The sequence below is a fragment of the Rhizobium aureum genome (assembly GCF_030182495.1).
GTDB lineage: Bacteria > Pseudomonadota > Alphaproteobacteria > Rhizobiales > Rhizobiaceae > Rhizobium > Rhizobium tropici_C.
Map to the genome: position 1 here is coordinate 174,451 of NZ_JAQJCI010000010.1, position 10,468 is coordinate 184,918.

The following is a 10,468-nucleotide window of genomic DNA, read 5'->3' on the forward strand; positions in this document are numbered from 1 at the left end:
CTCACTCCAATGCGGCTATTAATGGCGCCGCATCTTCCAATCCCGCAAATCCATCTACGAAGAGATTCCGGATGTTTTCCCCCGAAATCAGGACACCCAACTCCGCGCCATTCGACCGAGATCCTTCGACGACTGTCGACAACCAATTGAAACTGGTGATCGCGATCGCGTCTCTATCCCAAGCCAAAAACTTGCCGTGCAATTTAGGAAGTGTCGCGAGTGACAAGCCTCGCTTGGCGATATCCTCAGCCTTCGGCTCTCGTCCCTCCGCTTTCAGTAGACGGCTGGCCCGCTGGTAAAACAGCTTGATCGATTTTCCATCCTCCGATGCACGGGTCAGCGGGACGAGTGCCGTCGTCTCTGCCGCCAGTCCATAGAGGTCGCAGGCGACGATGATGTCGGTGTTAGCAGTGTCTCGCGCCATCCTTATACAAGCGTAGTGATCCGCGTCTGATAATATTGTCAGCTTGTGAGCGCCTTTCTCCTGCCGCGTGGCTGACGTTGCTTTCGCTGCAATCCAAAGACGATTCAAACGACGAGCTGTGGGTGACCACGACCCGATCGAAGGCTGCTGCGCCGCCGTCAGCCATCCCAACAATTTTGTAGCCAAACGGGCGCTGCGTGATCGGACGGAAACGTCAATTGCGTCAAACCATGTTGAAAGGAAGTTGCAGCTGCCGACGATGCTTATCCAGCAACCGAGTTCGCGGTCATCATAAAGAATCATTTTGGCGTGAGATCCAGATGAAACTGGCGACATCCGAATCCGCGTCCTTGCTACCCCGAGAATCTTATCGAGCACTTTTTCGCATTCCCGAATTGGCTCAGGATTCTCGTTGCTCTCAGGATCTTTATTCAAGCCCCAGAGAAGCTCGACTTTAACATTGCGCCTAGCCGCGCTCTCAAGGTCCGGCCGCAGCTTTTCGAGGACAGACGGATGCACGAAACAGGAATGTATAATGACGGTCGTAGACGCATTTTGCAGTGCTGCTCGAACTGTCTCAAAATGAGCTTCACCTCCTACGATGAAGTCGCCCTTTGTGAAGTCGTCTCGCATCTCGCCAATCGATGCGTCCGCCGCTGGAGCCGCTGCCCCCGAAAATTCCTCAGGCCCTTCGGTCGCGAACTCCCGCACAGCCTGCACCAAGCGGAGCGGAGCGTACGGGGGCAAACCTTCCAGCTGATCGAAACTAAGAGTGATCCTCGCGTAGGGCCTGGACGGCGTTTTGAAGCGAGGTTCTTCCGGCTCCAAGCTTTCGTCAGGATGAAGAATAATGAGATCCCTCAGATTGCCGTCCTTAGGGTCGTATGTAGTATTGACCGGCGACATAAGTGCGGCGTCATGCGGAAGATCTCGATCATATACCAGCGTCAGATCTTCGGACCGCAGCCAACTTCCCGTGACCCGGTCGAAGCAGAAGGACATCCATTTAGTGTCTCGTTCGAGTTGTGCCGGAAGATGCTTGTCGAGAGATCTACGTTTACCGGCGTTGGTCGCTGCAAACAGAAGATTGTCCCCCGAGGCTCGCAACTCTACCCAGTTCGCCCGCAACAGTCTTATAAGCGCCTCAATGACTATTCTATTAGGAAGCGCCGACATTTGCCCGAGCTCGTTCAAAGATCGATGGTTTTGAGCAAGCTCTATGAGGATCATTTGTTCGAGGACACTCCACCGACGGCCGACGCTCACGTCGTAGCTGACAGCTGTGCGGAACAGGGGCAAATAGACCACCTTCACTTTGCGGCCTCCACTTTGCCGAGCTTGCCCGTAGTCACCGCGGATGCCATCACACTCATCATCTGACGGAGATACGCGTGCTCCTCGTCGGCCGAGGTGTGCTGGTCGCATCGAGTTGAGAAGAAATCCCAGCTCCCGACGATAATCAGTTTCTGCTTCGCCCGGCTCAGGAGAACATTCATTCTGTTCCTCTCCTTCAGGAAGCCGAGGCTCTTCCAAGGCACCAACGCATTGTTACGAACGAGGCTCACAACGACTACGTCAGCCTCGCTGCCCTGAAATTCGTCAACCGTCGCGCCCAAACGTTTTCCCTTTCTCAGGTCAAAGGAACCTGAGAACATATGAGGAAGACCGCCATTTTGATGAGCCGCCTCAATAGACCGACGAATAACTTCCAATTGATTGGTATAGGGCGAAAGGATCTGAACTTCGCAAGGTTCGGATCCGCGCGGCTGCAATTCTTCTAATACGCGAACAACAAGCTCAGCTTCGACTTTGGAAACAAACAGACCGTCTTGCTCGCCCTCCGCATACTTTTCACGTTGTATCCATGGCACGTCGCACCATACAACCCGATTTCCGGGCAGCCATGATCCTTCTCTGATATTAAATGGTGGGCTTTCCGAGAAGCGGGCCTGGGTCTCGTCAGGCGACTTCAGAATGGTTCCATCGATGTCATTTAGGTCCGGATAAAAACTCCGCCCGACAATCGCAGCAATGTCCGGATGCATGCGGTGCTGGTCCGTCAATGTAGCGACTGGGGCCCGGCCGGTGCCATCTGAGGAGCTGGCAAATATCGCAGCGAAGAGTTCGACCATCGATCGCCAGCGCTCACAGCGATCGACAAACCACTCGCGACCATCTTCTTCTTCGACCAGCGTGACATCAATCAGGCCGGGGGCAAATTGGGCTCCGAGCTGGATCGCTTTCTTGACCCTGAGCGGATCGGCTAGGAGTTGTTTGAAGATCTTCGCGTTGAAAGGAGGGAGCTGGAAGTGGTCGCCGATCAGAAGTAGTCGATGGCTCTCCGCGAGTGCCACGGCCATATCGAATCCGTGCGCTTTCCCGGCCTCTTCGATAATCGACCAGTCAAACCGCCGTCCGCGCTCGGCTAAATCGGCGAGCTCGCCGGAATTCAAGGTCGAAAAAGTCACGTTCGCGGCGTCTTGCACCAATAGTTGCAGGGTACGCGTGTCGGAGTGAGTTGTTTCGGGGTCCTCAGTTGCTGCAATGACGTCAGCCAGACGGTCTCTTAGGAAACGGGGCGAATTCAGTGCCAAATCGCTTGTTGCGAGGCTATCAACGAGCGCTTTCGTAACTTTCGAAACTGAATGGGGATCGGTCCTGTTTCCTCCAAGCCGGAGAACAATTGGACGCTTGCTAGCCGAAATGTCATTGAAGGTAGCGTTTACCTTCCCCAACACGTCGTCGACGGTGTGATGCGAGTGAGCTGTAACGAGTATCTGAGCACTCGCGTCGAAGTTCATAAGCCGGTCGGCGAACGCTTTGATTAGCGTGGTTTTTCCGGTTCCCGGCGGGCCTTGGATGGCAAATAACGGCTGTGTTTGCCAAACGGCCTCCAGGGCTTTCAGCTTCGATGGGTCCAGAGCAATCGAAGCTCTTTCGTCAGGCAGCGTGTCGTTGTTCCGCCTCGTGGTTCTTAATGGGTCGGCAAGGTTTTGCAACAGCATCTCATGCGACCGCATATCTTCGATTGCTTTGTGTCTCCGGCGGATTTGAGCAATAGATCCCCCGTAGTTCTTCGCCAGATAAGCTATGCCTTTCCTGACAGGAGGACTTCCCTGGCATCGAAAACGGTACACAGGGCCCGTTGCTCGCTGCTCGGCGCCGACAAACTTCCAGGCCGTCTCCGAGCTTGCATCGTTTGCGATCGTTCTGCGGTTTAGAAGAGCATATTGATCACTACGGAGGTCTTCATCTTCGACGCTAATAGCTTCGGCGCCCAGCCGGAACCACTCCCGAAGCTGCTCAGCCGGCGACGCGAGATTTAGTGCCTGCGCAAGCTCGTTTCTGTCGGGATCACTCTTTGGCGTGAGCTCGACTTCGGTCTCGCTACTGCTGCGGTGAAATTCGACAACTTCAACGGGACAAATTTGCGCTGCAATGATGACAGTATCTAGTTGCTGCGTAACCCGAAAAAAGTCATGCACATCGCGGAGATGGGCAGCCAGCTTGACCCTTGTTTGACGAAATGGAAAAAGCTTGTCCCACGGCGCACCCCGGTCGCGAATGGCATTTACGCTCTTTAGCACCTGAGGATACCGCATAATCTCGATCTTGCGTTGACCGATGCTGAAATACTGCTCATCGATCGTCACCCGCGGAATCTGCTCTACCGAATCACAGTAGCCGATATTCCAGGTCGATCCGCCGTTCACATCCCATTGCCGGACCCGATATTCGAGGCAGGCACCTTTCAGCACAAAATGAGAGAATGGGACCATCCGAGCAACGAGCCTGAAGTCCCCCCGGAGATCCTCTTCGATCCAGGCTTGCTGCTTGAGAGGGTCATCGGCGCGGGCCAAACCGAGAGAGGCAATCTCCACCTGCTTCGACAAGTCGGTGTCGGAGCCAAGGCGCACCGCGAGAACGATACTGCGACCTGCATTAGCCGCGCTGATAGTTAAGTCCCTGAGAATGTTTCGCAGCGTTTGCAAAACTGCCTGATCATCGCACAATCGCTGCTCGGGATTTTCCTCAATGAGTTGGAGGATTGCCGATTTCTCGCTTTGGTTTAGATGGGTGAGACGATCGATAGCGCTTCTAAGCGGGAAGCGCTTTTTGAAGTTTTTTAGTTCTATTCCGAAAAGTTCCGCGGCCATGATTCCGAAATCGAACCAGTCCGTGGCGGTCGAGTATTCGGTTGCATCCTTGTCAAGCTCCGGTGCCGATAACGTCTCCTTAAAGCCTGGCCGCGTCGCGGCGCCGTCGCGGCCCGCAATCCGTAGGGACCATTCAAAGCCGCTGAGCCTAAAATCGCCTTGGCCATCGGTTCCGGCAAATACCGCTTTCGATGACAGCGATCGGTGAAGTGTTCCTTCCTTGTGCAGAATCGTCAACGCTTCCGCTATGCGGAGCAGGCCTTCCCACAGCGGTCGACGCCGCGTGATTTCCGAGAGGTTTTGGAGCCAGTTGAAGCGGCTTCGATCTGCCAGCATGGCCGACAAGAGCTGGCGCTTGCCTCCTTCCAAAACGGCGAAGTACTGTTTGTCGTCAGCATCGAGATGGTGCAAGCGCGCGAATAGTTCGCTGGCTCCCGGAAAGCCTTGCAGACGCATGAGGCCCCGGACTTCGCGGTTCCAGAGGGCCTGAACATCATCGGCATCGGAGGAGCGCCGCCTCCACATCTTTACGTAGTAGATGTCTCCCGCATCGCTTGCCTGCCAAACGTCCGGAACTCCTCTGCGAGCATCCCCCGCTAACACTTTTCGGTCAAGTCTGTAGCGGCCTCCGATATATTGTTCTGCCACAAGCATCCCCCAAGACCGATTGCGCACACGTCGTTCGCACTATAAGGGTTTGTTGGCTCGACAAACAACTATGTCGAGAAAATTTCTGGCGGGATTGGGAGGGACAAATGCTGGGCGCACCCGATGACAACTTTGAAGAGTTCGTATCCAATTGGGATCTATTCAAAGATCGAATCGTAGTCTTTCTCGGCGCGGGCGCGTCTGTCGGCGCGAAGAATTCAAGTGGCGAATGGTTGCCAAATGCATACGAGCTTAGAAATAGGTTATGGGAGCATTTCAAGCATGACAAATCAAAGCCGTTCGATCCTGCAGAGTTGAAGTTGATGTCCCTTGAACACGCGGCCTCAATCATTGAGGCTAAAATTGGCAGGGATGAACTTGCCAAGCACCTCAGCTCGGCGTTCAAATGCGAAAAGCCGCTTTGGAGCCATATTGCTCTTCCGCATTTATCGCCAAGGTCGATATTCACTACCAACTACGATGAGCTAGTTGAGCTCGGCTACAAGCAACACGACGCCCTCTATGACGTGATCTGTGATGATCGAATGCCTACATCTGGGCGCGTGCCACTTTACAAGCCTCACGGAAGCTTGTCGCATTCCAACCAGTTGGTCGGGCACGGTGGCCTCGTCATCACCCAGTTCGACTATTTTGACATGATCTCAAAATACCGAAACATGCTCAAGAAGACCATCACCGGCTTCGGCCAGACGTGCGTGGTCGTTATTGGATATTCCTTCGGTGATATGGATATTGGTTCGGAACTATATGAGCTTCGTCGGCAGAACGCCGGCACACCTTGGTACACGATCTTTCCGCGAGCTGATCCCTTGGTTAGGCGCATGTATACTAATCGTTTGAAAATCGAACAGATCAACCGCACGTTTGAAGACTTCCTTGCTGACCTTGACGAACGGGTAGATTTCCTTCCTCCGCATGCCAAATATTTGATGAAAGATCACCTTCAAAGGGAAGGTCGAATCCAGTAGGCCCGCGTACTTCAGACGGGGCTGAACGGTTTGAGCCTGACCGCGGGTTCAGAACGATCCTTTACTGATATTATTCTAACTAACTGAAGTTGATGGCATTAGTTGGGAAGCCAGCTTGTTGGAAAGCCTGTCGCAGGTTCGAATCCTTTCAAGGCGCCCGAGTATGATCCGCCGGCGCCACCCGCTGCACGCGATTGCCAAGTCACGAAAAAAGCCGGGTCTCGTGATGTTCTCACGAGACCCGGAAGTCGGCCGGACAGCCGGCCTCTGGGAGAACATATACCTTCTAGGGGCCTACGTGAGTTTCCCTACCGTCTTCTCGAGAATTGCCCACAATTCCTCGCCATATTTTTCGCGCCAGCCGGTGTAGAAGCCGCCGTCGCGAAGTTTCTGCCTGAACGCCTCAGTGTCGGGCTGATTGAATACAAGGCCCTGTTTGGCCAGGACGTCTTTGAGGGACTCCGACAACTTGGCCATATCTTGGCGCTCATCAAGCGCGGCTAGGTTGATGTTGCGGCTCACGACCTCCTGCACATCCGCCGGCAGGCTTGCCCAGTTGCGCTTGTTGGCAACGCAGAAAAACGCGTCCCACATGTGCCGGGTTAATGCGCAGTATTTTTGGACCTCGACAATATTTGCGGTCTTGATGTTGGCCAGCGAATTTTCCTGTCCATCGACGACCTTCGTCTGAAGTGCAGAATAGAGTTCGTTGAAATTAATGGACGCCGGAGCTGCCCCAAACGTCTGGAACATGGAGGTCCACAGCGCTCCGACTGGAACGCGGATTTTCATACCGGCGAGATCTGCGGGCGAGTTGACTGGGTGCGTGCTGGTGGTGATGTGCCGGAACCCGTTGTCCCACATCTTTTCCATCGGGAGGAGATTCACCTTTTCGATGAGCTTATGCAGAGCGGCACCGAGTTCACCATCCATCGTCTTCCAAACCGTATCATAGTCCGGGAAAATGAAGCCGAGACCGTAGATCGAGGCCGCCGGGACCATCGTGGACAGTACATTGATACCAGAGTTCAGGAACAGATCGATGCCGCCTGCTCTCACCTGCGACAGCATATCAGTGTCGCTACCAAGCTGGTTGTTTGGGTAGACCTGCAGTTCCACCCGCCCGTTTGTCTCGTGTTGGATGCGTGCTGCCGCCTCCCTTGCGCGCGTGGTGATCGGATGGGTCTCGGCCAGATTGAACGCGAACTTCAGGGAATACTCGGCTGCGGCCGCTCGCTTCATCGAAAACCCGAGCGCCGTGGCGCTGAGACCAAGCGTCGTCGTCACTGTGAATGCGCGTCTTGTCAGATTTACCATTTCGTTCTCCTCCAAATAAGCTCTGTAATTTTGGTTGGTCGAGGTCGGGCTACAGGAAGCCGATCGAGAGCCACGGAACCGCAGCAACCACAGCAAGACCAATGGCCATGGCGACGATGTAGCCGACGATCGGTTTCATGCCGGCGTCGGGGCTGACTCGGCTGATTGCACAGGCAGCGTAGTAGCCAACACCGAAGGGTGGAGCGAAGAGGCCGATACCCATCGCCAACACGACAACCATGGCGTAATGCACCTGATGGATGCCCAACTGCTGAGCAACCGGGAACAGCAACGGTGCGAACAGTACGATTGCGGGTATCCCCTCGAGCACACTGCCGAGGATGATGAAAATGACGATCGAGACGATCATGAAGGTCACCGCACCGCCCGGGAGCGTTGAAAGGTTTTGAGCCAGCGCTGTCGAGAAGCCTGATTGCGTCAGGCCCCAAGCCATCGCCGTGGCCGCGCCGATAATCAGAAGGATCGAACCGGATAGGCTCGCCGTCTCGACAAGCATCGGCTTGAGTCGGCGCCAATCGAACTGACGGTAGAACAGAAGGCCCGCGATTACCGAGTAAGCAATGCCGATTGTCGAAACTTCCGTCGCCGTGGCGACACCTTCGATGACAGCTGAGCGGATGACGAACGGAAGCGCAAGGGCAGGCAGTGCAGCGAGAAGCAGCTTGCCGATCTGCCGTCGACTTGCCCTCTTGACGTGGCTCGGATCATCGTTGCGGCAGCGCCAGCGGACCAAGAAGCAAAGGGTTACCGCCAGAATAAGGCCGGGGAGAAGACCGCCGGTGAACAGCGCGGCGATCGACACCCCGGTAGCGGATCCCACTGTAATCAAGACGATGCTAGGCGGGATTGTCTCAGTCTGGGCGCCCGTCGCCGACAGAAGTGCGACAAGATCGCCTTCGTCTGCGCCGCGCGCCTTCATCTCCGGAAACAACACGGGCGCGACGGCGGCCATGTCGGCGGCCTTCGATCCTGAAATCCCAGATACAAGATACATCGCAGCCACCAGCACGTAGTGAAGCCCGCCGCGCACATGGCCAAGAAGGCTGGCGAGGAACGCAACCATCGCCCGTGCCATACCCGTCATCTGGATAAGTTGGCCGAGAAACACAAACAGAGGGATCGCAAGAAGGATCAGATGGCTGACACCTTCATCGATCCTGCCGACAATGATCAGAGGCGGCGTTCTGGTGGTCAATATAAGGTAGCCGAATGTAGCGATCGCGAATGAAAAGGCGATCGGCACGCCGCCGAAAACACAGGCCGCAACGCCGCCGACGAAGAAGACGAGAAGATTGAGGTTTCCAAGACCGGCGAAGACCGGCTTCAGCGCCCAGAACAAGCAGAAGACCGCTGCCACGGCAGCAATCGCACCGAGCGCGAGACGGAGATTCGAGCTCTGCAGAAGCCGCAACACCGCGAAAACAAGCATCAAAGCGAAGCTCGTCGGCAAAGCCGAGGCGCGCCATGAGTTCTGAATATTCATCGCGGGCGTCCAGACGTAGGACTCTTCGGTGGCATATTCCAGAGATGCGGGCAGGATTAGTACGAGAAAGGCAAGTGCTGCGGCGACCGAAACCAGTTCGACGAAGCGGCGTGTATCGCCCTTCAATGCGGTGACCACCGCCGTCATGCGCATGTGTTCCTGCCGCTGAAAAGCGACGGCGGAACCAAGCATAGCAAGCCAGAGGAACAAGATTGACGCCAGTTCGTCCGACCAAACCAGCGGGACGTGGAATACGTACCGGGCGACAACGGCTGAAAACAGTAGAAGAATTTCGCAAAGCACCAGAAGTGCTACCGGTATCTCCAGGCACCTTACCAAGGCATGTTCGATCTTGCGTGCCATTGCTGCCAGGCTTGAGGTCCTTGCGACATCTTCGATGGCTCCGTGAACCGTCATAGTGGCCTCCCCATTAGGTAAGGCCTGATCGTTTGCGTGCGGATGCAACGCAGTCGGGTATTTCTCAAAACCTGTCCTCCCACGCTCGCGCGGGCGCACTGCTCCTCTCGGAAAAGCCCGATCGGTTTCCGGAGTGGTCTCTAAAGTGCGTTCCCACGAATTCCGCGCACTGTGCTCCTCTGCGCGTAGGTATAAGGTATGATGTCATACCCAATATGGCAAGCACTTTTTCTGCCGTTTGGTGGAGTCTTGAAGGGCAACGAGTACGGCCTCCGTCGAAGCATCGATCGGTCACTGGATTGATCGCAGAGAATTGCCCTCGACCACATCGAGGTTCCACTGCCTTGTGTGCACAAATGTTAGGAGATCTTAGAGCCGACGAGTCCTGTTTGGCGACCAGGGCAAGCCGCATCCTATCATCGCGCCGTCGCAACTCGACTCCCGAAAACGGCAACCGAACGCTTGTGCCGGCTCGATGTCCCTATTCCGTCCCTAGTCCTTCGAGAGCGGCGAACCTGGCGCGTCTTAAGTGGAGAACGTGCCTTGCCGGCTTAAAACGCCGGGCCGCCTTATTGACCTTCCGGTTAATAAAAAGGCGTCTCAAAAATTCCGGCCGCTTACCGCAGGTCAGCGGCCCTCTGAGTTTCCAGCGCCGCCAATCTCCCCTCCGTAGATTGCTGCGTCGTCGGGTTCCGGTCCTCGGCAGATGCTAGTTGTTTAGTCCCGGCATTTGATGGATGGGGTCGATGATGAATCGATCCGGCTCCAAAGTCCATCGTCTACAGATGAACTCGTAAGGCGTAAGGCCCTTTAACGTCTTGAGCCGGCGCCCGAAATTGTAGGCGTCGATAAAGTCGGCCAGATGTTTTTTCAACTGCGCATGATCGTCGTAGTGGAAGCGCTTGACGGTCGCCTCCTTGATCGTTCGGTTCATCCGTTCGACCTGTCCGTTAGTCCAGGGATGCTTCACCTTGGTCAGGCGATGCTCGATGCTGTGATCGTCGCAGACCCA

The 10,468-nt window shown here is 55.4% G+C and carries 6 protein-coding genes; 1 reads left to right on the forward strand and 5 read right to left on the reverse strand.

From position 1 onward, the window contains the following. Nucleotide 1: 1 nt before the first annotated feature. A complete protein-coding gene (locus PH552_RS22260) occupies nt 2–1,738 on the reverse strand; it encodes a phospholipase D-like domain-containing protein (RefSeq protein ID WP_179613292.1) in 1,737 nt (578 codons plus the stop codon). Beyond that, a complete protein-coding gene (locus tag PH552_RS22265) occupies nt 1,735–5,229 on the reverse strand; it encodes an AAA domain-containing protein (RefSeq protein WP_179613291.1) in 3,495 nt (1,164 codons plus the stop codon). Before PH552_RS22265 ends, PH552_RS22260 begins: the two co-directional genes overlap by 4 nt. A gap of 107 nt (nt 5,230–5,336) precedes the next feature. Here PH552_RS22265 and PH552_RS22270 point away from each other — a divergent pair, with 107 nt between their 5' ends. Further along, a complete protein-coding gene (locus tag PH552_RS22270) occupies nt 5,337–6,218 on the forward strand; it encodes an SIR2 family NAD-dependent protein deacylase (RefSeq protein ID WP_179613290.1) in 882 nt (293 codons plus the stop codon). A gap of 294 nt (nt 6,219–6,512) precedes the next feature. On the opposite strand, the gene PH552_RS22275 is transcribed toward PH552_RS22270, so the two are convergent. From PH552_RS22275 to PH552_RS22285, 3 genes are all read right to left on the reverse strand, one after another. Further along, nucleotides 6,513–7,535 (reverse strand): TRAP transporter substrate-binding protein, encoded by a 1,023-nt coding sequence (locus PH552_RS22275; RefSeq protein ID WP_179613289.1) that lies wholly within the window; start codon nt 7,533–7,535, stop codon nt 6,513–6,515. 49 nt (nt 7,536–7,584) lie between these two features. After that, the gene (locus PH552_RS22280; protein ID WP_179613323.1) at nt 7,585–9,456 is read right to left on the reverse strand and encodes a TRAP transporter large permease; all 1,872 of its coding nucleotides are present in this window, start codon (nt 9,454–9,456) and stop codon (nt 7,585–7,587) included. A 709-nt stretch (nt 9,457–10,165) separates the two neighbouring features. Next, the coding region (locus PH552_RS22285; RefSeq protein WP_285166303.1) for an integrase core domain-containing protein at nt 10,166–10,468 on the reverse strand (303 nt) is incomplete at its 5' end.